The sequence below is a fragment of the Rhizobium sp. 01T417 genome (assembly GCF_056398905.1).
This window is the reverse complement of record NZ_JBFTQH010000003.1, coordinates 108730-130597: the sequence shown is the minus strand read 5'-3', so window position 1 is coordinate 130597 and position 21868 is coordinate 108730. Positions and strand designations below refer to the sequence as shown.

23 protein-coding genes are annotated in these 21868 nt (G+C 60.2%); 13 read left to right on the top strand and 10 right to left on the bottom strand.

The genetic code is table 11. The annotated features are described in order from the left end of the window. Nucleotides 1–252: 252 nt before the first annotated feature. From gshB to rsmI, 8 genes are all read right to left on the bottom strand, one after another. A complete protein-coding gene (gene gshB, locus AC1DPR_RS04485; RefSeq protein ID WP_018855176.1) occupies nt 253–1200 on the bottom strand; it encodes a glutathione synthase in 948 nt (315 codons plus the stop codon). 96 nt (nt 1201–1296) lie between these two features. Beyond that, a complete protein-coding gene (locus AC1DPR_RS04480) occupies nt 1297–1806 on the bottom strand; it encodes a cupin domain-containing protein (RefSeq protein ID WP_018116824.1) in 510 nt (169 codons plus the stop codon). A 99-nt stretch (nt 1807–1905) separates the two neighbouring features. Next, a complete protein-coding gene (locus AC1DPR_RS04475; protein ID WP_477815802.1) occupies nt 1906–3003 on the bottom strand; it encodes an ABC transporter ATP-binding protein in 1098 nt (365 codons plus the stop codon). 11 nt (nt 3004–3014) lie between these two features. Continuing rightward, nucleotides 3015–3857, bottom strand: a complete 843-nt coding sequence (gene ugpE / locus AC1DPR_RS04470; RefSeq protein WP_113470534.1) for a sn-glycerol-3-phosphate ABC transporter permease UgpE — start codon at nt 3855–3857, stop codon at nt 3015–3017. A gap of 9 nt (nt 3858–3866) precedes the next feature. Next, nucleotides 3867–4748 carry an ABC transporter permease subunit gene (locus AC1DPR_RS04465; protein WP_018855179.1) on the bottom strand — a complete coding sequence of 294 codons (882 nt, stop codon included), beginning with the start codon at nt 4746–4748 and terminating at the stop codon, nt 3867–3869. A 76-nt stretch (nt 4749–4824) separates the two neighbouring features. Next, nucleotides 4825–6123 (bottom strand): extracellular solute-binding protein, encoded by a 1299-nt coding sequence (locus AC1DPR_RS04460; RefSeq protein WP_113470533.1) that lies wholly within the window; start codon nt 6121–6123, stop codon nt 4825–4827. Between the two features lie 87 nt (nt 6124–6210). Further along, nucleotides 6211–6615, bottom strand: a complete 405-nt coding sequence (locus AC1DPR_RS04455; RefSeq protein ID WP_477815801.1) for a YraN family protein — start codon at nt 6613–6615, stop codon at nt 6211–6213. Continuing rightward, entirely contained in the window at nt 6605–7507 is a 903-nt protein-coding gene (gene rsmI / locus AC1DPR_RS04450) for a 16S rRNA (cytidine(1402)-2'-O)-methyltransferase (RefSeq protein WP_018116830.1), read from the bottom strand. Before rsmI ends, AC1DPR_RS04455 begins: the two co-directional genes overlap by 11 nt. 270 nt (nt 7508–7777) lie before the next feature. Here rsmI and dnaN point away from each other — a divergent pair, with 270 nt between their 5' ends. The 7 genes from dnaN to AC1DPR_RS04415 all read left to right on the top strand — a co-directional run bounded on the left by dnaN (nt 7778) and on the right by AC1DPR_RS04415 (nt 12736). Continuing rightward, nucleotides 7778–8896, top strand: coding sequence for a DNA polymerase III subunit beta (dnaN, locus tag AC1DPR_RS04445; protein WP_018116831.1), 1119 nt, complete (start codon nt 7778–7780; stop codon nt 8894–8896). 117 nt (nt 8897–9013) lie between these two features. Next, on the top strand, nt 9014–9607 hold the full coding sequence (pmtA, locus tag AC1DPR_RS04440; protein ID WP_018116832.1) for a phospholipid N-methyltransferase PmtA: 594 nt from the start codon (nt 9014–9016) through the stop codon (nt 9605–9607). A 4-nt stretch (nt 9608–9611) separates the two neighbouring features. Continuing rightward, nucleotides 9612–10199 (top strand): histidine phosphatase family protein, encoded by a 588-nt coding sequence (locus AC1DPR_RS04435; protein ID WP_018855184.1) that lies wholly within the window; start codon nt 9612–9614, stop codon nt 10197–10199. Nucleotide 10200: 1 nt separating this feature from the next. Then, nucleotides 10201–10893, top strand: coding sequence for an orotidine-5'-phosphate decarboxylase (gene pyrF, locus AC1DPR_RS04430; protein ID WP_018116834.1), 693 nt, complete (start codon nt 10201–10203; stop codon nt 10891–10893). A 27-nt stretch (nt 10894–10920) separates the two neighbouring features. Further along, nucleotides 10921–11208, top strand: coding sequence for a DUF1330 domain-containing protein (locus tag AC1DPR_RS04425; protein ID WP_018855186.1), 288 nt, complete (start codon nt 10921–10923; stop codon nt 11206–11208). 112 nt (nt 11209–11320) lie between these two features. Next, nucleotides 11321–12301, top strand: coding sequence for a complex I NDUFA9 subunit family protein (locus tag AC1DPR_RS04420; RefSeq protein ID WP_018855187.1), 981 nt, complete (start codon nt 11321–11323; stop codon nt 12299–12301). A gap of 282 nt (nt 12302–12583) precedes the next feature. Next, nucleotides 12584–12736, top strand: a complete 153-nt coding sequence (locus tag AC1DPR_RS04415; RefSeq protein WP_007799501.1) for a hypothetical protein — start codon at nt 12584–12586, stop codon at nt 12734–12736. Between the two features lie 107 nt (nt 12737–12843). Here the strand turns inward: AC1DPR_RS04415 and AC1DPR_RS04410 are convergent, their stop codons facing one another. After that, nucleotides 12844–13641: an undecaprenyl-diphosphate phosphatase gene (locus AC1DPR_RS04410; protein WP_018116837.1), complete on the bottom strand. Its 798-nt coding sequence runs from the start codon at nt 13639–13641 to the stop codon at nt 12844–12846. Between the two features lie 249 nt (nt 13642–13890). On the opposite strand from AC1DPR_RS04410, the gene AC1DPR_RS04405 reads away from it, so the two are divergent. The 3 genes from AC1DPR_RS04405 to AC1DPR_RS04395 are packed head-to-tail and all read left to right on the top strand — an operon-like array spanning nt 13891 to nt 16616. Beyond that, a complete protein-coding gene (locus tag AC1DPR_RS04405) occupies nt 13891–14583 on the top strand; it encodes a glutathione S-transferase family protein (protein ID WP_018116838.1) in 693 nt (230 codons plus the stop codon). A 12-nt stretch (nt 14584–14595) separates the two neighbouring features. Then, nucleotides 14596–15744, top strand: coding sequence for a tRNA epoxyqueuosine(34) reductase QueG (gene queG / locus AC1DPR_RS04400; protein ID WP_113470530.1), 1149 nt, complete (start codon nt 14596–14598; stop codon nt 15742–15744). Further along, complete coding sequence (locus AC1DPR_RS04395; protein ID WP_018855189.1) at nt 15744–16616, top strand: SDR family oxidoreductase; 873 nt, start codon at nt 15744–15746, stop codon at nt 16614–16616. The genes queG and AC1DPR_RS04395 overlap by 1 nt, the downstream gene beginning before the upstream one ends. Nucleotides 16617–16623: 7 nt before the next feature. Here AC1DPR_RS04395 and AC1DPR_RS04390 read toward each other — a convergent pair whose 3' ends face one another. After that, complete coding sequence (locus AC1DPR_RS04390) at nt 16624–17838, bottom strand: MFS transporter (protein WP_113470529.1); 1215 nt, start codon at nt 17836–17838, stop codon at nt 16624–16626. A 596-nt stretch (nt 17839–18434) separates the two neighbouring features. Here AC1DPR_RS04390 and AC1DPR_RS04385 point away from each other — a divergent pair. The 3 genes from AC1DPR_RS04385 (at nt 18435) to AC1DPR_RS04375 (ending at nt 21861) form a co-directional block, all read left to right on the top strand. Then, the gene (locus AC1DPR_RS04385) at nt 18435–18797 is read left to right on the top strand and encodes a septal ring lytic transglycosylase RlpA family protein (protein WP_018116842.1); all 363 of its coding nucleotides are present in this window, start codon (nt 18435–18437) and stop codon (nt 18795–18797) included. 153 nt (nt 18798–18950) lie between these two features. Next, nucleotides 18951–20240, top strand: coding sequence for an RsmB/NOP family class I SAM-dependent RNA methyltransferase (locus AC1DPR_RS04380; RefSeq protein WP_113470528.1), 1290 nt, complete (start codon nt 18951–18953; stop codon nt 20238–20240). Between the two features lie 340 nt (nt 20241–20580). After that, nucleotides 20581–21861, top strand: a complete 1281-nt coding sequence (locus tag AC1DPR_RS04375) for an imelysin family protein (protein WP_113470527.1) — start codon at nt 20581–20583, stop codon at nt 21859–21861. The last annotated feature ends 7 nt before the right edge of the window (nt 21862–21868 follow it).

Sequence of the window (21868 nt, the reverse complement as noted above, 5' to 3'; positions counted from 1 at the left end):
TGCCGCAACCCACTACACTACAGTTTAACGACGTATCATTGTCGACAATTGCAATCTTTCATAGAAAACAGAATGGAACAAGAACAATAAAAGAACGAATTCAAGCCTGCGCTGTAGTCAGGTTGTGGTTGGTTGCGCTAGCAGAACAAAGTAAGGAAACGCCCGGATCGATGCCAATCCGGGCGCTCACAAACTCATTATAATTTTGCGAAAAAGCTCTCCTCACCGCGCATGAGGCGGCGAAGCCAAGCGCTAGGCGCGCTTGCGCTCAATCGCGTCCCAAAGAAGGGCTGAGATGTCGGCGCCGCCAAATTTGCGGACCTCCCGAATGCCCGTCGGCGACGTGACGTTGATCTCCGTCATGTAGTCGCCGATGACATCGATGCCGACAAAGAGGAAACCGCGTTCCTTGAGCGCAGGGCCGATACGCTTGCAGATTTCGATTTCGCGGGCCGTCAGGTCAGTCGCCTCGGCGCGGCCGCCGACATGCATGTTGGAACGGCTGTCGTGCTCGGCGGGGACGCGATTGATGGCGCCGACCGGCTCGCCGTCGACGAGCAGGATGCGCTTGTCGCCCTTGCGGACATCCGGGAGATATTGCTGCGCGATGAAGGGCTCGCGGAACAGCTGACCGAACATTTCGAGCAGCGACGACAGGTTGCGGTCGTCCCTGGTCGAATGGAAAACGCCGGCGCCGCCATTGCCGTAGAGCGGCTTCAGGATGATGTCGCCCATCTCGTCCCTGAACCGGCGAATTTCGGCCGCGTCCTTGGTGATCAGCGTCTTCGGCATCAGATCTGCAAATTCGGTGACGAAAATCTTCTCGGGCGAATTCCGGACCCACGCCGGGTCGTTGACGACGAGCGTCTTCGGGTGGATTCGCTCCAACAGGTGCGTCGAGGTGATATAGGCCATGTCGAACGGCGGGTCCTGGCGCAGCAGGATCACATCCATCGTCGACAGATCCACGCGTTCCGGCGCCCCCAGCTCGAAGTGATCGCCCTTGACGTCGCGCAGCACCATCGGCTCCACGGTGGCGTACAGATTGCCATCCCTGAAGCTCAGGCGCTCAGGCGTGTAATGGAAGAGCTTGTAGCCACGGGTCTGGGCTTCCAGGCTCATCGCAAAGGTGGAATCGCCTGCAATATTGATGCCGGCAACATGGTCCATCTGGACCGCTACATTCTTGATCTTGGCCATTTCCGTCCCTTAGCTGATGCCGGACAGATGTAGGCTGCAGATGCCTTGAAAGCAACGCCAATCAATGGCGTCCGGGGCAACGAGCGGGCGAATTCCTCAGGCCGCGATGCCGCTCTTCGGCGCCTCGCCGCGCAACAGGCTGCGAAGCCGGTAGACAAGCGCGACCGGCTTCGGAAACGGCTTTCTCAGGAATGCGACCTTGCGCACATAATTGTCGACGCGCCAGCAGGCCCAGGTGCCCGCCGCGAAGAACGCAACGTCGCCGGCCTCCAGCGTCCGCTCCGTGCCATCCTCGGCAACAATATGGACGCCGCCTTCAAGGATCATCACCGTTTCGTCCCAGTAGAAGTGCCAGCGGAATTCGCCGGCTGTGCAATCCCAGATCGCCGTATATGCCGCATCATCATTGCTGCGCGAATGCTCGCCGGTGCGGGCCTGCGGCTCGCCGCTGATGATCCAGTCCGGGTTGATGGGCGTCGCGTGCATGACGAAGTTATCCCCGGACTTCGCCACGAAGGTCTTTGCTGCCGGTTGCGGAAGACTCGGAAAGGGCACCACTCGTGCGGCCATCGCGACCACGCTCGCCAGCATCACATGAATACCCATGAGCAACCCCCGCTGCTATCCAGTCCTTGTCGGGATAGCAGAGAGTCGTAAAGGCACCGTACAGGCGGTCGGTACAATTTGAATGACCAGCCCAAGGCGTCAGGCGATTTCCGTTTTCACCTGGACGACCTGCGGAGACACGGTATCGCCGATGCGCTTCCCCGTTTCCTGATTGAAGAAATGCAGCTTCTCGGTAGCCACCACCAGGCGCAACTCCGACTTCAGCTCTGTCTCAGGGGACAGGACTGCCGTCAATGATTGGTCGCCCAGATTTCCATGCACGAGACGCTGGGAACCAAGCTCTTCCACATAGTCTACCGCAACGGTCATGGCATGTTCGCGGGGACCGGCAAGGCGGAGGTCCTCGGCGCGAATGCCGACGGTGACCGGTCCCGATGTAGGAGCAAGCCCCGCAAGGTCGATCATGCTTGGCCCCAATGCGAGCTTGTCGCCATGCAGTTCGCCCTTGAGCAGGTTCATGGCCGGCGAGCCGATGAAGCTCGCGACGAAGGTCGAGGCCGGGGTGTGGTAGACCTCGAGCGGCGCGCCGATCTGCTCGATCTCGCCGCCGTTCAGAACCACCAGGCGATCGGCCAGCGTCATGGCTTCCAGCTGGTCGTGGGTGACGTAGATCGAGGTGGTGCCGAGCCGGCGTTGCAGGCGCTTGATCTCGCCGCGCATCGAGACGCGCAGCTTGGCGTCGAGGTTGGACAAGGGCTCGTCGAACAGGAAGGCCGCCGGCTTGCGCACGATCGCGCGGCCCATGGCAACGCGCTGACGCTGGCCGCCGGACAAGGCGCGCGGCTTGCGCTCGAGGTATGCTTCGAGTTGCAGCATGCGCGCGGCTTCCGCGACGCGGGCGTCGATCTCGGCCTTCGGCGTCTTGCGATTGCGCAGGCCGTAGGCAAGGTTTTCATAGACCGACATATGCGGATAAAGCGCGTAGTTCTGGAAGACCATGGCAATGTCGCGCTCGGCCGGATCGATCTTGTTGACGAYGCGATTGCCGATCTTCACGTCACCCTTGGAGATCTCCTCCAGTCCCGCGACCATACGAAGCAGAGTGGATTTTCCGCAGCCGGAGGGGCCGACGAGGACGATGAACTCGCCGTCCTTGATGTCGATGCTCACGGATTTCACCGCATGCACGTCCCCGGTATAGATCTTGGAGACCTGATTGATTTCGATGGCGGCCATCGGCGTTTCCTTTACTTGTCGCTTTCGGTGAGGCCCTTGATGAACCAGCGCTGGAACACCACGACGATGATGACAGGCGGTAGCATCGCGAGGATCGCGATCGCAAAGGCTTCGTTGTAATCGGGGATCTGAGCGCCGACCCAGACCAGCAGGATCTGCTTGATGCCGCGCACCAGCGTGTAGAAGCTCTCGTCATTGGTCATCAGCATTGGCCAGAGATACTGGTTCCAGCCATAGACGAACATGATGATGAAGATGGCTGCCACCATCGTCTTCGAGAGCGGCACGATGACGTCGAAGAAGAACTTGATCGGGCCGGCGCCGTCGATGCGCGCCGCCTCGAGCAGCTCGTCCGGGATCGATTTGAAGAACTGCCGGAAAAAGAAGGTGCCGGTTGCCGAGGCGAGTAGCGGCACGATCAGGCCGGTATAGGTGTTGATGAGGTGCAGTTGGTGCATCACCTCGTAGGAAGGAAGGATGCGGACCTCGAGCGGCAGCAGCAAGGTCGTGAAGATCATCCAGAAAAACAGCGTTCCAAGTCGAAAGCGGAAATAGACGATCGCATAGGCGGCGAGCATCGACAGCACGATCTTTCCGACGGCAAAGCCGGTACCGAGGATCAGCGAGTTCATCAGCATCCGCATGCCGGTCACCTGTCCGGTGAAACCACCTTCGCGGTTCAGGACCGCATTGTAGGTCTCGACGAAATGGTTCCCCCACCTGAGCGTCAAACCGTTGCGGTGAATTTCGGCCGCCTCGTGCGTCGAGGTGAAGAAGGCGACGACGACGGGCGCCATCATGACGAAGACGCCCAGGAGCAGGATAATGTGATCGGTTATCTTGAGACGATACATTGCGCCCCCTCAATTGTAGTGAACGCGCCGCTCAAGGAAGCGGAACTGGAAGACCGTGAGCACGAAGACGACAATCATCAGGATTACCGACTGGGCCGAGGAGCCGCCGAGGTCGTTGCCACGGAAGCCGTCCATGTAGACCTTGTAGACAAGGGTGATCGGATTGTTGGCGGCCTTGTCCTTCACCATCACGTCGACGATGCCGAAGGTATCGAACAGCGAATAGGTGACGTTGATGACGAAGAGGAAGAAGGCGGTCGGCGCCAGGAGCGGCAGGATGACGGTCCAGAAGCGGCGGAAGCCCGAACGGCAGTCGAGCGCCGCGGCCTCGCGAACGGAAACGGGAATGCCCTGAAGGCCAGAGAGAAAGAAGATGAAATTATACGGGATCTGCTTCCAAACGGAGACGACCACCATCGCAAAGGCCGTGTCGAAGTAGTTCAGGCCGATCTTCATGTCCCAGCCGAACAAGGCGGCGAAACGCACGAAGGGGCCTATGTGCTGGTCGAAGAACATCATGCCGATCAGGCCGGCGACCGGCGGGGCGATCGCATAGACCGAAATTAGCACGGTCTTGTAAGCCGAGCTGCCGCGAATGACAGCGTCCGCCTTGACCGCCAGCAGGAGGCCAAGCGACAGCGAGAAAAACGTGACAAGCGCCGTGAAGATCGCCGTAAAGCCGGCAATCGAGCGGTACTCCGCGCTTTCGAGGATGCCCTTGTAATTGTCGAAGCCCACGAAGCTGGAGCCGAAGCCGAAGGGATCCTCAAGGAAGAACGAGGACTTCACCGCCTGAACGGACGGCCAATAGAAGAAAATGAAAATCACCGCCATCTGCGGCAGCAGGAAGAGATAAGGCAGCGTTGGCGACGAAAACTGCACGCGCTTCATGGCGAGACCTTTTTGCAAAGCGGTTCCGGAGACGGCCAACGCCCCCGGAACCGTTGTCTTTCAGCAATGGGCTAGATCAGCCGGCAGTCTTGGCAAAACGCTCGAGGAGCTGGTTGCCTTCCTTCTCGATGGTGTCGAAAGCGTCCTTGACGGAGGTTTCGCCCGAGAAGATGCGGCCGTATTCGCGTTCCATTATTTCGCGGATCTGCGGGTAGAAGCCGAGGCGGTAGCCCTTCGACCATTCGCCATCATCCAGCTTCAGCTGCTTGATACCGACTTCGGCAACCGGCTCCTTGTCGTAGTAGCCTTCCTTCTTGGCGAGCTCGTAGGCTGCCTCGGTGATGGCGACGTAACCGGTTGCCTGGTGGTAGAACTTCTGGATCTCAGGCGAGGTCAGGAACTGGAAGAAGTCGGCAACGCACTTGTTCTCCTCAGCCGACTTGCCGGACATTGCGAAGAGCGCCGCGCCGCCGATGAAGCTGTGGGTGCCGGCGCCCTTGATCGCACCCCAATACGGCAGGAAGGTTGCCGAGAAGGGCATCGTTGCCGTCTTCTTCAGGCCGCCGAAGGAGCCCGAGGAACCGATCCAGAGAGCGACCTTGCCTTCTTCGAAGGGCTTCTGGTTGTCGTTCCAGCCGGCGCCGTAGTACTTGAAGTAGCCTTCGTCGGACCAGGCCTTCAGCTTGTCGAACATCATGATGAGGTTCGGATCGGTGACCTTGAGCTTGGTGTCGACAACGCTGTCGTAGCCGTTGTTGTTGGTGGCGAACTGGATGTTGTTGCGCGAGAAGAAGTTCTCGGTGAATTCCCAGGTCAACTGCGACTGGACGAGCGGGATATAGCCGGCTTCCTTGAGCTTCGGAGCAATTGCTTCGAACTCTTCCCAGGTCTTTGGAGCTTCGACGCCAGCCTTCTTCAGCGCTTCCGGATTGATGTACATAATCGGTGCGGAAGAGTTGAAGGGCATGCCGACGAACTTGCCGTCAGCGGCGGCGTAGAAATAGCGAACGCCGGGAATGAAGGCATTGCGGTCGAACTTGTAGCCGGCGTCCTTGATCAGGTCTTCGGCCGGAACGACAGCGCCCTTGGCGTTGATGATGGTTGCTGCACCTGCGTCGAAGACCTGCAGAATGTTCGGCTGTTCGCCCGAACGGAAGGCCGCGATGCCGGCGGCAAGTGCTTCTTCATATGTGCCCTTGCTGACCGGGGTCAGGGCGCAGGCGGACTGCGCAGCGTTGAACTTCTGTGCAACCTCATTGATGACTTCGCCGTTGCGGCCGCCCATGCCGTGCCACCAGGTGATGTTGGTCGCAGCAAAGGACGACGACGCCGAAAAGCTGACCGCCATGGCGGCCATAGAAATTTTCTTGAACATGGCTAATCCCTCTCCACCAATTGTTGGGGTGAGGAGTGCAATAGAGGCCTTCCATGACGCCTCCTTGATGGTTTCATGACAGGACTGTTACAGCCGGATTCTTTTGCACGCGATTGCAATGACGTCAGAAGGCATTCGGAAAGTTCGCGGCAGGCGGCCGGGCAGGATGGCCACGATGTCGTAACGCCGCGAAAGCAAAGCATAATCGCGTTGTCGCTGTAGCCACAGATCGCTGGCCGCTCTGATGCGGTTTTGCGCTGTAGGAGACACGGCGTCGATCGCGCTCATCTCCTCGCGCAGCGCCTTCACTTCAACAAAAATCGCCAGGTTGCGCTTACGTGCAATGATGTCTATTTCCCGGAGCTTGGTGCGATAGCGCAGCGCGACGATGCGATAGCCCTTCAGGATAAGATAAAGAGCAGCGAGATACTCGGAGACCTGGCCCCGGCCGAGCGCCCTGCGGCGGTCGGCAGCAGCAGCCCTATCGCCCATCGCCGCCCTTCATGTCGAGAAGCCGCTGGTAGAGTTCCTTCTTGGAGACGCCAGTCAGCTTCGATGCCTCGGCTGCCGCTTTGGAGGTCGGCAGGGTTCTTGCCAGATAGGCCAAGATCGCATCGACATCGGCAGCTTCGACCACCCGTTCGGGAGGAGGACCTATGACCAACACGATCTCGCCTTTGACGTTGTCGACATCGGCGTAGTGGGCAGCCAGCGTCCCTAGCGTGCCGCGGCGAAACTCTTCGAAGGCTTTGGTCAGTTCGCGACAGACGCAAGCCGACCGGTCTGCACCGAGCACATCGGCGGCGGCGGCAAGGGTCGCAGCAATGCGATGCGGCGATTCAAAGAACATCAGCGTCGCGGGGGCCGCCTCTAACTCCGCCAGCCGATCGCGACGGGCCTTGTCCTTGGTCGGCAAAAAACCGGCGAACAAGAACGCATCATTCGGCAGGCCGGAACCCACGAGAGCCGCAAGCGGTGCCGAGGCACCGGGGATTGGCACGACGCGATAGCCGGCCTCGATGGCGCTCTGTGCGAGGCGATAGCCGGGATCGGAGACCAGGGGCGTTCCGGCGTCCGAGACGAGAGCGACTGACTTGCCGGCCTCCAGCGCCTGCAGGAGCCGCGGACCAGCCTCGTCGGCATTGTGTTCGTGATAGGCATAGGGGCGGTTCTGAATGCCAAAACGGTCGAGCAAGACGCGGGTGACGCGCGTGTCTTCGCAGGCCAGCACATCGGCGCCGGCAAGCGTTTCCAACGCACGCAGCGTGATGTCGCCGAGATTGCCGATCGGCGTCGCAACGAGGTAAAGCGCCGGCTCCAACGGTCGTGCCGGAACAGACATATTGTGCAGGCGGAAGCTGCGTTGCCTGCCGCCATCGGCCATCACATCGTCATTGCTCAAGGTATCGATACTCTCCTCTGGTTTCCGCTTTTATGGGCGAGACCCCGCCGTTCGGCAAGGCCGCAGCAATTTCTGTGTGCATTGCACCGGAAAACGGCAAATGCACTGGCGCGGCCATTCGCGCCTCTTGCAATCGGTCTCAAAATCCTGCCATTTTGCCTATCCACTCTATGGTCCCTTTTGGGCAAAGGCATTCCTTGCGGCGCGCAATCTGCGCGCTCAAGCAGTAACGGTCGAAAGCGGTAGCATCCCATGCGTATTACAATTGAGCGGTCCAACCTTTTGAAGTCGCTGAACCACGTGCATCGCGTGGTCGAACGCCGGAACACGATCCCGATTCTGTCCAACATCCTGCTGCGCGCCGACGGACAGAATCTGGACATGAAGGCGACCGACCTCGATCTCGAAGTGACCGAAGCGACGCCTGCGAATGTCGAACAGGCCGGCGCCACTACGGTCCCCGCCCATCTTCTTTACGACATTGTGCGCAAGCTGTCTGATGGCTCCGAAGTTCTGCTGGCGACCAGCACCGACGGCGGCTCGATGACTGTCCAGTCCGGTCGTTCCAAGTTCTCGTTGCAGTGCCTACCGGAGTCGGACTTCCCTGACCTCACCGCCGGCACCTTCAGCCATACCTTCAAGCTGAAGGCAACCGATCTCAAGATGCTGATCGATCGCACCCAGTTCGCGATCTCGACCGAGGAAACCCGCTACTATCTGAACGGTATCTTCTTCCACACCATCGAGAGCAAGGGCGACCTGAAGCTGCGTGCCGTCGCAACCGATGGCCACCGCCTCGCCCGCGCCGACGTGGATGCACCATCCGGCTCGGAGGGCATGCCCGGCATCATCATCCCGCGCAAGACCGTCGGCGAACTGCAGAAGCTCGTCGATGTGCCTGATGCGATGGTGACCGTGGAAGTCTCGGACGCCAAGATCCGCCTCAGCATCGGCTCGATCGTCATGACCTCGAAGCTCATCGACGGCACGTTCCCGGACTACCAGCGCGTCATCCCGACCAACAACGACAAGGAAATGCGCGTCGATTGCACGACGTTCGCTCAGGCCGTCGACCGCGTGTCGACGATCTCCTCTGAGCGCGGTCGCGCCGTCAAGCTCGCCCTCTCCGACGGCCAATTGCTGCTCACCGTCAACAATCCGGATTCCGGCAGCGCAACCGAAGAAGTCGCGGTCGGCTACGACACCGACTCGATGGAAATCGGCTTCAACGCCAAATACCTGCTTGATATCACCGCGCAGCTTTCCGGCGATGAAGCGATCTTCCTGCTCGCCGACGCCGGCTCGCCGACGCTCATTCGCGACACGGCTGGCGACGATGCCCTTTATGTGCTGATGCCGATGCGCGTCTAGCCGCGCGTCGCATCTACGGTGCAAACTTTGCCAATTGCGACGTCAGGCCTTGTTTTTCGGCGGAACTGACTGCAATTAGAGAGCGGGCTGTTTTGTTGCATATCTAGGAGGACGGGCATGGCGTTGCGCCTAAAGGAACGGCTGGGCAAAAAATTCGATGAAGAAATCCGCTTCTTCAAAGGAATGATGCAGGGGCCGAAGACTGTCGGTTCGATTGTTCCCACCTCCTCCATAACGGCCCGTAAGATGGCAAGCGTCATCAACCCGCATTCGGGACTGCCGGTCCTTGAGCTCGGCCCGGGTACCGGCGCAATCACCAAGGCCATTCTTGGTCGCGGCGTGAAACCCGAGAAGCTGGTCGCCGTCGAATATTCGACGGATTTCTACGAGCACCTGGTCCGGCTCTATCCGGGCGTGAACTTCATCAACGGCGATGCGTTCAATCTCGACAAGACGCTCGGATCGATGAAGGATCAGACGTTCGATTCCGTCGTATCCGCCGTCCCGCTTTTGAATTTCCCGATGCAGGCGCGCATCGCGCTGCTCGAAAGCCTGCTCGACCGCTTGCCGGCAGGCCGCCCCGTTGTCCAGATCTCCTACGGCCCGGTGTCGCCGATCATCGCGCGGCCGGATCGCTACCATATCCAGCACTTCGACTTTATCGTCCGCAACATTCCGCCGGCACAGCTCTGGATCTACCGACGCGGCTGACCCGGTGTTCGGCCTCTACGTCACCCATCCGCAGGTGAGGATCGACGCAGCGGTTCCCGTGCCGAAATGGGGGCTGTCGGAGATCGGCGCCGCACGCGCCCACAAGGCCGCCGAACGCCGCTGGGCAAAGCAGCTGCGCCGCATCGTTTCCAGCGACGAGACAAAGGCGATCGAGACTGCCGAGATCCTTGCAGCCGCAGCGGAGGTGACCGTCGAGATCGTCCACGACATGCATGAGAACGACCGCTCGGCGACCGGTTTCATGCCGCCCCCCGAGTTCGAGAAGGCGGCCGACTGGTTCTTTGCGCATCCCGAGGCGAGCTTCAAAGGCTGGGAGCGCGCGATCGACGCCCAACGGCGTATCGTTTCCGCCGTCACAGATATCCTCGCGTCGCACAATCCCGCCCTGCCCATCGCATTCGTCGGCCATGGAGGCGTCGGCACGCTGCTCAAGTGCCACCTTGAGGGCCGCCCGATCCGGCGTGATGGCGATCAACCGGGAGGCGGTGGCAATCTCTACTGTTTCAGCCTTGCGGATCGACGCCCGTCGTGCGACTGGACGCCTATCGAAGAGTGGCAGGGATGGATGTGAGATGGACGTACGCGAACGCCTGATCGTCGGACTGGATGTTCCAACACTTGGCGAGGCCGAAAGGATCGTCCATACGCTCGGCGACGACGTCGTCTTCTACAAGATCGGATATCAGCTGGCTTTTGCCGGCGGCCTGGAATTTGCGCGAGATCTTGCCAAGAGCGGCAAGAAGATCTTCCTCGACATGAAGCTGCTCGACATCGACAACACGGTTGCATCGGGTGTTGAGAACATCGTCAAGATGGGCATGTCGATGCTGACGCTGCACGCCTATCCGAAGGCGATGAAGGCCGCCGTCGAGGCCGCCAAGGGCTCCGACCTCTGCCTGCTCGGCGTGACCGTACTGACGTCGATGGACGAGCAGGACCTGGTCGCGGCCGGCTACGAATACGATCCGCATACGCTGGTTTTGCGCCGCGCCGAACAGGCCCACCTCGCCGGTATGGGCGGCATCGTCTGCTCCGCAGAGGAATCGGCGGCCGTGCGCAAGATCATCGGCCCCGATATGGCGCTGGTCACGCCGGGCATTCGCCCTGCCGGCGCCGACAAGGGCGACCAGAAGCGCGTGATGACGCCGGCTGACGCACTGAAGGCCGGCTCCAGTCATCTGGTCGTTGCCCGCCCAATCGTGAAGGCAGCCCATCCCCGCGAAGCGGCTCGCGCAATCCTCGCCGAAATGTCGGCGGCCCTTTAATAACCTGACAAACAGGGAGGACCTGAAATGGCAAAGGCATATTGGATCGCACGCGTCGATGTTCGTGATGTCGAGCGCTACAAGGACTACGTCGCAGCAGGAAAGCTGGCCTTCGATAAGTATGGCGCCAACTTCCTCGCCCGGGGCGGCGCGATCACCGAACTCGAGGGCAAGTCCCGCGCACGCAACGTTGTGATCGAGTTTCCCTCGATGCAGCACGCTGTCGATTGCTATAATTCGCCGGAATACCAGATCGCTGCGAAAATCCGCCAGGAAATCGCCGACGCCGAAATGGTCGTCGTCGAAGGCATCTAAGACGAGTTCTCAGCCGTGAGATCTGCGGCGCGATGACCCTTTTCGTCGGGTCGCGATTGGTCTAAGACGAAACCAGATCGACCACACAACCGAGCCTTTCGAGGAGCCTGTCATGACCCTTGCCAACCTGCCGCCACTCGTTACCGTGTTCGGAGGGTCCGGCTTCATCGGCAGGCACGTCGTCCGTGAACTCGCAAAGCGCGGCTATCGCATCCGCGTCGCCGTTCGCCGCCCGGATCTCGCCGGCTTCCTGCAGCCGCTCGGCAATGTCGGCCAGATCTCCTTCGTTCAGGCAAACCTTCGCTACCGCAACTCCATCGACCGTGCCGTCGACGGAGCCGACTTTGTCGTGAACTGCGTCGGCATTCTGCACGAAGCCGGCCGCAACTCCTTCGAGGCGGTTCAGGAGTTTGGCGCACGTGCTGTCGCTGAAGCCGCTCGCGGCGTCGGCGCCAAGCTGATCCACATCTCAGCAATCGGCGCAAACGCGCACTCCGATTCAGCCTACGCCCGCACCAAGGGCCGCGCAGAGGCAGCGATCCACGCGATCAAGCCGGATGCCATCATCTACCGCCCGTCCGTCGTCTTCGGTCCCGAGGACAGCTTCTTCAACAAGTTTGCCGACATGGCGCGCATCGCGCCGGCGCTGCCGCTGGTCGGCGGCGGCAAGACGAAGTTCCAGCCGGTCTATGTCGTCGACGTGGCCGAAGCCGTGGCAAAGGCAGTCGAGGGCAAGGTGACCGCGGGCCAGGTTTACGAGCTTGGTGGCCCCGAGGTGCTGACCTTCCGCGAATGTCTCGAGGTCATGCTCAAGACAACCTGGCGCAAAAATCGTCTGGTTTCGCTTCCCTTTGGCATTGCCTCGCTCATCGGCAGCATCGCCTCGCTCATTCCGTTCGTCACACCGCCGATCACCTCCGACCAGGTGCGTCTGCTGAAGAAGGACAATGTCGTTTCGAAGGAAGCGGAAACCGAAGGCCGGACGCTGAAGGGTATCGGCGTCACACCGACGCTGGTGAACTCGGTCATCGGCTCTTACCTCGTGCAGTACCGTCCGCACGGGCAGTACACCGGATCGGGCAAGGCGGCCTGAGAGCTGCGACCTTCCCAAAGCAACACGCCGCTCGCGACCTTCACGGGCGGCGTTTCTCGTGGAAGGTTTTTTCAGAATCGCAGAAGTTGTGAACGCTTTTTTCCCTGTAGCAGACCGGCACTCGTTGCATAAAAGTCGCACGTAAAAATTAGCGGAATTAACACCAAATTTAGCAGGAACATTTATTGCTATTTATCATTCCACTGACTACACACCCCGCGCGTTTCCCAATGGACTCAGCGCCTTGACGGCGCACTAACGACTTTTGAAAGGCTTTCTTCGATGGGTAGGTCAATCGCGCTCCTGTTTGCGTGTGCGGCGCTGGTTATTCTGGCAGGCTCCTTCATTGCGCCCGGATCGGTTGCAGCGGTGAAGGGTGAGTGCTCGCCGGCCTACGGTGTCGATCCCTGCGAGACCGGCTCGATCAGCCGATAATAAAAAACCGGCGCTCTTCACGCCGGTTTTTTTCTTGCCTTGCTTTCGGTAGTGGAACTGATCCGCATCCGCGCCACAAGGACTCGGATGCGTCGATCAAGTGCGTCTCAGGCGATCATGCCTAATGCCGCCATGCCGAGCAGGATAGCGCCGAGAATGATGCGATAGATTGCAAACACCGTAAACCGGTTGCTCCTGATGTAGGACAGCAGCCATTTCACGGCGATAAACGCAACAATCGTCGAGACGATGAAAGCGATGCCGAGGCTCGTCCAATCCTCGTTTGCAGCCCCGCCATCCTTGAACGTCTTCAGCAGTTCGTAGCCGCTTGCGGCATACATGGTCGGGATGCCGACCAGGAAGGCGAACTCGGTCGCGGCGGCGCGATTGCCGGTGCCGGCCAGCATGGCAACGAAAATCGTGGCGCCGGAGCGCGACGTTCCCGGAAAGACGCCGGCCACCACCTGGGCAATACCGACCAAGATGGCGACGAGCCAGGTAATCTCCTTGTGAGGCGGTCGACGAGCGGCGGCCCATTCGGCAAAGATCATCCAGATACCGCCGATGATCAGCGCCCAGGCAATCGGCGTCGCATTCTCCGGCAGTTGGAAGCCGAGCTTCTTGACGACCAGCCCGAGGATCGCCGTGATGAGAAACGCGACGATCAGCTTGGCCGCGTAAGTGCGATTGCGCGGATCACGCCAGCCCAGGACGAGATCCAGGAGGCGACGCCAGTAAATAATGGTGACGGCGAGAATCGCGCCCGCCTGAATGACGATGTTGAACATGTCCGACCGGTGGCCGAGCCATTGCTCAGCGATGATAAGGTGGCCGGTGCTCGAAATCGGCAGAAACTCGGTAATTCCCTCTATTATGCCTAGAATTATAGAGTTCACATAATCCATACATTCTCTCCGTGGAGTTTGGTCGGGCTTTGATTGGGGTTATGGCGTCCGGAAATGACGAAGGCAGGGCGGGAAAACAAAAATCCGTTTTTCGAGCACGCCCACCTCCTTTGTCAGGGAGTTGGCTACCCGACTCGCTTGTATTGAAAGGGCCAAGCTCCTATAGCTTCAACGAATAAGTCATGACTAGGGCGCTATGATCATCGCGCTCCCGCAACATGCCACACACCTCAAAAAATCCGAGAATCAATGCCCACGCTCTATCATCATCCCATGTCATCCGCATCACGCTTCGTTCGGCTGATCCTGACGGAGTACGGCTATCAGGCGGACCTGATCGAGGAGCAGACCTGGGAAAAGCGCCGGGATTTCCTCGCGCTCAACCCGGCCGGAACCTTGCCGGTTTATGTCGATGACAGCATGCGGGCGTTGTGCGGCGCGGCTGTGATCTCCGAGTATCTCGACGAGACGCACGGCGTGCTCAAGCGTGATCGCCGGCTCCTGGCGGAAGATCCATTCCAGCGCGCCGAGATTCGCCGGCTGACGGAATGGTTCATGCAGAAGATGGAAACAGACGTGACCAAGCCGCTCGCCCGCGAGCGGGTCTACAAGCTGCAGATGACGGCGGACCAGGGCGGCGGCGCGCCTGATTCCAAGATCCTCCGCACGGCGCGGGCGAATATCCGCCAGCACATGAAATATCTGGGCTGGCTTGCCGGCTCCCGACAGTGGCTGGCCGGCGACCGCATGAGCTATGCAGATCTCGCTGCTGCCTCGGCCGTTTCCATTCTCGACTATCTCGGTGAAATCGACTGGTCGGAAGCTCCTCTCGTCAAGGAGTGGTATCAGCGCCTGAAGTCGCGTCCATCCTTCCGGCCGTTGCTCACCGAGCGCGTGCGGGGCCTGACCCCGGTTTCGCACTACGCCGACCTGGATTTCTGACGAGGGCCTTCAATGGCCATGGAAAACAACGACCAGAAACGCCGCGATACCCTCACCGCCTTCGTTCGGTCGGAGGCGAAGGCCTTGGGTTTCGACCTCTGTCGCATCACGCGACCCGACGCCATACCGGAAGCCAAGGAGCGGCTCGGCGAATTCATTGACGCCGGGCGGCATGGAACGATGGAGTGGATGGCGGAGACCCGCGACAGGCGCGGCGATCCACGCACGCTCTGGAGCGACGTCCGGTCGATCGTCGTCTTCGGCCTCAATTACGGACCGGATGAAGATCCGCGCGAGATTCTGACAAAACCCGACAAGGCTGCAATCTCGGTCTACGCGCGCAATCGCGACTATCACGACATCATCAAGGGGCGATTGAAGGAGATCGCAACACGCTTTGCGGCGCGCGCCGGGGCGGATGTGAAGGTCTTTGTCGACACTGCTCCGGTGATGGAAAAACCGCTCGCGGCAGCGGCCGGCCTCGGCTGGCAGGGCAAGCATACGAACCTCGTCAGCCGCGAGCACGGATCATGGCTTTTCCTCGGCTCGATGTTCACGACCGCGGATCTGAACATCGACGCGCCGGAGATTAACCACTGTGGCTCCTGCCGCGCCTGTCTCGATATCTGCCCGACGAAGGCCTTTCCCGGTCCCTACCAGATCGACGCACGGCGCTGCATCTCCTACCTGACCATCGAGCACAAGGGGCCGATCGACCCGGCGTTGCGGTCCCTGATCGGCAACCGGATCTATGGCTGCGACGACTGTCTCGCCGCCTGCCCATGGAACAAATTTGCCCATGAGGCCTCCGAGATGAAGCTGCAGGCCCGGGAGGACTTGAAGGAGCCATCGATCGAGTATCTGCTCGGCCTCGATGATGCCGCCTTTCGCACATTCTTCAGCGGCTCGCCCGTCAAGCGTATCGGCCGCGATCGGTTCATCCGCAATGTGCTCATTGCCGCCGGCAATTCGAACGATCGCCGATTTGTCGAGCAGTGTCGGAAACTGTCAGAGGATCCCTCCCCGGTCGTACGCGGCATGGCAATTTGGGCCCTGTCGCGCCTTCTCGAGGCTGGCGAATTTTCTGCCTTTGCGGCACAAAGGCCAGATGAGTCGGATAGCGATGTCCTGAGTGAATGGCGCCTGGCGGGAGCAGTTTGATGCAAGTGATGATTTTCGGCTGCGGCTATTCGGGCACGGCGATCGCCAGGGCTTTCATGGCGGACGGCGCGCGTGTCTCCGGTACGACGCGCTCGGAAGACAAGGCAGCTGCCCTGCGTGGCCAGGGCATCGACGCTTTCGTGTTTGACGGAGACGCGCTGGACGAGAAATTGAGCGAGGCGATGCGGGGCGCGACCCATCTCGTCCAATCCATTGCGCCGCGCGATAATGGTGATGCGCTGATCAGGCTCGCTGGCGACCGTCTGAAGGAGATGATGCCCAAGCTCCAGTGGATCGGCTATCTCTCGACGGTCGGCGTCTATGGCGATCACAAGGGAAATTGGGTCACCGAAGAAATGCCCTGCACGCCGGTTTCCGGCCGCTCGAAGGAGCGGCTGGAAGCAGAAGACGGCTGGATGGCCATCGGCGCCGCCATCAATGTTCCGGCGGCGGTTCTCCGCCTCTCCGGTATCTACGGGCCAGGCCGCAATGCCCTTTGCAATCTGGAACGCGGTACCGCACGGCGATTGATCAAGAAGGATCAGGTTTTCAACCGGATCCGGGTTGAGGATATCGGCGCGGCGACGCGGTTCCTCGCCGACCGTGGGCTCGGCGGCATATATAATGTGACCGACGATCTGCCCGGCCCGCCTCAGGACGTCATCGTCGAAGCAGCCCGGCTGCTGGGCGTCGAGCCGCCGCCGGAGCAGCCCTTCGAAACTGCCGAGCTCACCCCGATGGCGCGGTCCTTCTACGGCGAGAACAAGCGGGTCTCGAACGCCAAGCTGAAGGCGGCGGGCTTTATCTTCGCCTTCCCGACCTATCCCGCCTCGCTCGCGCAGCTGATGCAGAGCAACAGCTGGCGAGGATAGCGACGCCTCAAATCGAGACGCCGAGCGCCGGCTCGGCCTTTACCCGTGCGAGCGGCGGGAATGCGAGGGCTATCGCGGCTGCGCCGAGCCCGACCAGAGCGGATCCGATGAAGAGCCACGAGTAGTTGTCAAAGGTGTCGAAGATCCATCCGCCGATAAGAGGACCGAAGGCCATCCCGAGGCTGGAGAGCATCGTCGCCGCGCCGAACACCGTACCGATGATGCGTGGCCCGAAATATTCTCGCGCCAGAACAGCATAGAGCGGCATCACGCCGCCATAGGCGCTGCCGAAGATAATGGCGAGGGCGTAGAATTCGCTGAGCCTGCTGACGAAGAGGTAGGTCGCAAGCGCAATCGCCTGGACGAGCAAACCGGCGACGAGGACCGGCTTCACCCCGACCCTGTCGGCCAGCCCGCCATAGAGAAGCCGGCCGCCGAGCCCCGCAAGTCCCTCGACGCTATAGATGCTGACGGCGGCCATTGGCGCTATGCCGCAGATCGTCGCGTAACTGACCATGTGAAAGATCGGACCGGAATGCGCAGCGCAGCAGGCGAAGAACGTCAGCCCCAACACAATGAATTGTGGCGATCGGAACACCCGCGAGAGCGAAGGCTGTTCCCCGCTTGTTGCAGTGGCGGTCGCGCCGTCCCCTGCCTCTGCCGGCGGGCGCCGAACCAGCAAGGCTGCCGGAAGCAGCAGGACCCAGGCAGTGATGCCGATCAGCAGCATCGCGGTTCGCCAATCATAGGCAGAAATGAGCCAGCGTGCGAAAGGTGAGATCGTCATGGGCGCGACACCCATGCCGGCAGAGACCAGGGAGACGGCGAGGCTGCGGTTCTCCTCGAACCACCCGGTCGTCGTCGCGATCATTGGCGCGAAGAAGGTGCTGGCGGCAAGCCCGACCAAAATTCCGTAGGTCAGCTGAAACTGCAGAAGCGATTCCGCGCGGCTTGCCAACACAAGGGCCAGGCCAAGGCCGGCAGCACCGATCAGAACGACAACCCGCGCGCCGAAGCGATCGCTCGCAGTGCCCCACAGGAAACCGCCAATCCCCATGACAATGAAATTAAGTGTCATCGCGCTCGCAATGCCAGCGTGCGACCAGCCGGTCTCGGTCGCGATTGGCTCCTGGAAGATTGCCAGGGAAAACATCGCGCCTAGTGCAACGCAGGTCATCAACGCCCCGGCAGAAACAATGATCCAACGATAAGGTATGCTCATGATTTCGCAGCCTCCCTGCCCAATTTGAACGAGGCGCGCACTGCTTGCGCGCTTGCAAGCTAAAGACGTTTGAATGTCACCGTTTTCGACACGCCCGGGGCGTTTTTATGCTATGCCGCAGCGACTTCCGTCGACTTGCATATCACGACTTGCCTGCGGGGCGAGAGCGGGCGGTAGACTTTTCGTCTTGCGATTGTATTTGTCGATCACAAATAGCGCGGTTTCAGGGTAGGAAATTTCTACTTCCTCCATTCGGCGCATATAATATAGCGCCTGATTATGGTTAACGGCCTCTGAATTTGCGCAAATGAGGCACTAATTATGGCAATCGCGCAAAATTATTTTCGTTAATTTTGTGATCTTTGGTTGCGTGGATCAGGCCTTGCAAAAAACGTTCTAATTTTACTTGATTTCATTATCTTTTTTCCCAATCATTCGATTTTCTGTGGCGCACATGCCGCGCATCTAGCCATCACGTATATTACACTTTGTAATATTCCGTGATAATTGGGGGCACTTTTTCGCCACACTTGGCCGGATTCAACCCTCCCACCGCCCACAAGGCGTGAGTTCAACAATTGAGGGGACAATCCGTTTTGAAGAAAATCTGCCGTTCTGTCATCGCCGCAGCAACAATTGCAGCTTGCTCTACTATCCTTCCCGTTGAAGGATTTGCTGCAAATGGTTGCGGTGGCGCTTCATGGTACGCACTTCGCTCCAAAACCGCCTCCGGGGAACGTATGAACCCGACCATCAATACTGCAGCACATCGTTCGCTGGCATTTGGCACGAAGCTGAAAGTTACCAACAGCAAAAACGGACGCAGCGTCGTCGTCCGCGTCAATGATCGTGGCCCATTCATTCGCGGCCGCGTGCTCGATCTCTCCCGCGCTGCCGCCCAGAACATTGGCATGGTCAGCAGTGGCACGGCAAAGGTCTGCTACGAAGTCATAGGCTAAGCGTTCGCCCGTACACGAACGGGTCGCTTGCTCTTGCCGCCAATCGCGTCTACGACGCGGTCTAGACTTGTGTACTATCCGCTGCGTCTGTCGCGCTTCCTGCGGATTGTTCACAAGCCCGGTATTTTGATCCAGGCGATAGGAGCTGTTTGAATGCGGTTGGGCGGTCGGCTCGAAGGGGCGATTTCGGTTCTTGCAGATATCGATGCCCGCAGACGGCCTGTCGCCGATGCATTGAAGGACTGGGGTCTTGCCCATCGGTTTGCCGGATCGGGCGATCGCGCCGCGATCGGCAATATCGTCTACGATGCCCTTCGCATGCGCCTCTCCCACGCCTGGCTGATGGACGATGACAGCGCATCCGTTATCGCCCACGCCGTGATGTTCCGGCAATGGGGTTTCACGCCAGAAAGCCTCGCCGCGGAACTCGCAGACGACAAGTTCGCACCAAGCCCGCTTTCGCAAGCTCAGCTTTCCGCTTTCAACAGCCGCCAGCTGGCCCACGCGCCCGCTCACATCCAGGGCGATATTCCCGAATGGGTCCAGCCCTCGTTTGAAAGCGCCTTCGGCGATCACTGGATCGTCGAGGCGCAGGCCCTCGCCGGGCGTCCGACCCTCGATCTGCGCGCCAACATCCTGAAGGCGACCCGCGACAAGACAGTCAAGGCGCTCGAAAGAGCCGGTGCACAAGAGGCGGCGATCGCGCGTTACGGCATCCGGATTCCCGCCGGCGAAGGCGCCTCAAGGCTGCCAAACGTGACCGCCGAGCTTTCGTTCCAGAAAGGCTGGTTCGAAGTGCAGGACGAGGGGTCGCAGATCGTTGCCGATCTCGTGCTCCCAAAAGACGGCGAACAGGTTCTCGACTACTGTGCCGGTGGTGGCGGCAAGACGCTCGCCATGTCGGCGGCGATGCACAACAAGGGCCAGGTTCACGCCTATGATGCCGACCGCAAGCGGCTCGCGCCGATCATCGAACGGCTGAAGCGTGCCGGAACGCGCAATGTCCAGGTGCACGATGACGCCAAGGCTCTGAAGAGCCTGAGCGATCGCTGCGACAAGGTGCTCGTCGATGCGCCATGCACGGGAACCGGGACCTGGCGGCGGCGGCCCGACACCAAGTGGCGCCTGACCGCGAAGAACCTCGACGAGCGCACGACCCAGCAGCAGGACGCGCTCAAGCAGGCGAGCGCCTTTGTCCGTCCGGGCGGAGAACTGATCTACGTGACCTGCTCGGTGCTGCCGCAGGAAAACGAGGAGCAGGTCCGGCGTTTCACCGCAGAAAACGGCGACTACGAGATTGTCAGCGCCCTGCCTGCGTGGGATGGACTGTTCGGAAAGGACAGCCCACGTCCTCGTTCGTCCGACGGCAAGACCATCACGCTGACACCCGCCTCCACCGATACGGACGGTTTCTTCTTCTGCCGCATGCAGAGGAAAGGCTGAGCCCTCGCTCAGCCGGCAGACTTCTGACAAAGCCGTCAACTCAATTGATTTTCTGAGGGCGAGATACCCATCGCCGTCATACCGGCCTCGAGCCGGTATCCAGCGCGATCAAGTCCTTGATCGCGAAAAACTCTTCAGCCCCGCAGACGCGCGGCGGGCTGGATTCCGGCTCAAGGCCGGAATGACGGAGAAGCAGGGGGTGTCAAAACAACAAGAGGTTCGTCAGACCGCGCGAATACACTTAAAATCATTCCAAACTAGAGTGTTTGACACCAGTTTGCTTTTGGGCGAAGAGATTTTTCGTCGGACCTCAGACGGAAAGTCCGCACAGGAGAGGATCATGAAACTCAACAAGAATTTCCGCGCAGCCGTGGCGCTGGCGCTGGCCCCAGCCGCTCTGCTGGCCATTCCCGCTTACGCGGCCCCGGATGCTGCTGCAGTTGTAAAACACTACGCCGACGTTGCGCATGCCAAATACGAAGACTCGCTGACGACGGCCAAGGCCCTCGACGCGGCAATCGACGCCCTGCTCAAGGACCCGACCGACAAGACATTGAAGGCTGCCCGCGCCGCGTGGATCAAGGCACGCATCCCTTACCAGCAGACGGAAGTCTATCGCTTCGGCAACCCGATCGTTGACGACTGGGAAGGCAAGGTCAACGCCTGGCCCCTCGACGAAGGCCTGATCGATTACGTCGATGCGTCCTACGGCACCGAGAGCGACGAGAACGCGCTCTACGTCGCCAATGTCATCGCCAACAAGACGATCAAGATCGACGGCAAGGATGTCGACGCGTCCAAGCTGACTCCTGAATTCCTGTCCGGCACGCTGGCCGAAGCCGGCGGCGTCGAAGCCAACGTCGCAACGGGCTATCATGCCATCGAATTCCTGCTCTGGGGCCAGGACCTGAACGGCACCGGTCCCGGAGCTGGCAACCGCCCTGCCACGGACTACGACCTGAAGAATTGCACGCACGGCAATTGCGATCGCCGTGCCGAATATCTGAAGTCCGCCTCGACGCTGCTGGTCTCCGACCTTCAGGAAATGACCAACAACTGGGCTCCGGAGGGCGAAGCCACCAAGCATGTCGAAGCCGATCCGAAAGCCGGTCTCGTTGCCATTCTGACCGGAATGGGCTCCCTCTCCTACGGTGAACTGGCCGGCGAGCGCATGAAGCTCGGCCTGCTGCTGCACGATCCGGAAGAAGAGCATGATTGCTTCTCGGACAACACCTTCAATTCGCACCTCAACGACGCGATCGGCATCGCCGCTGCCTACACGGGCGACTACACCCGCGTCGACGGCACGAAGATGAAGGGACCGTCGCTGCACGATCTCGTCGCAGACAAGGACGAGAAGCTCGACAAGGAAATGCGGGCCAAACTCGACGCGACGCTCAAGGCAATGAATGTCATGGCGAAGCGCGGTCTGAACGTCGAGAAGTACGACCAGATGATCGGCGAAGGCAACAAGAAGGGCAACGCCGTCGTTCAGGCCGCCATCGACGGTCTCGTCGACCAGACCAAGACGGTGCAGCGCGTTATTGCCGCACTCGATCTCGGCACGGTGAAGCTTGAAGGTTCCGACAGCTTGGATAATCCTGGCGCGGTCTTCCAATAAGTGAAAA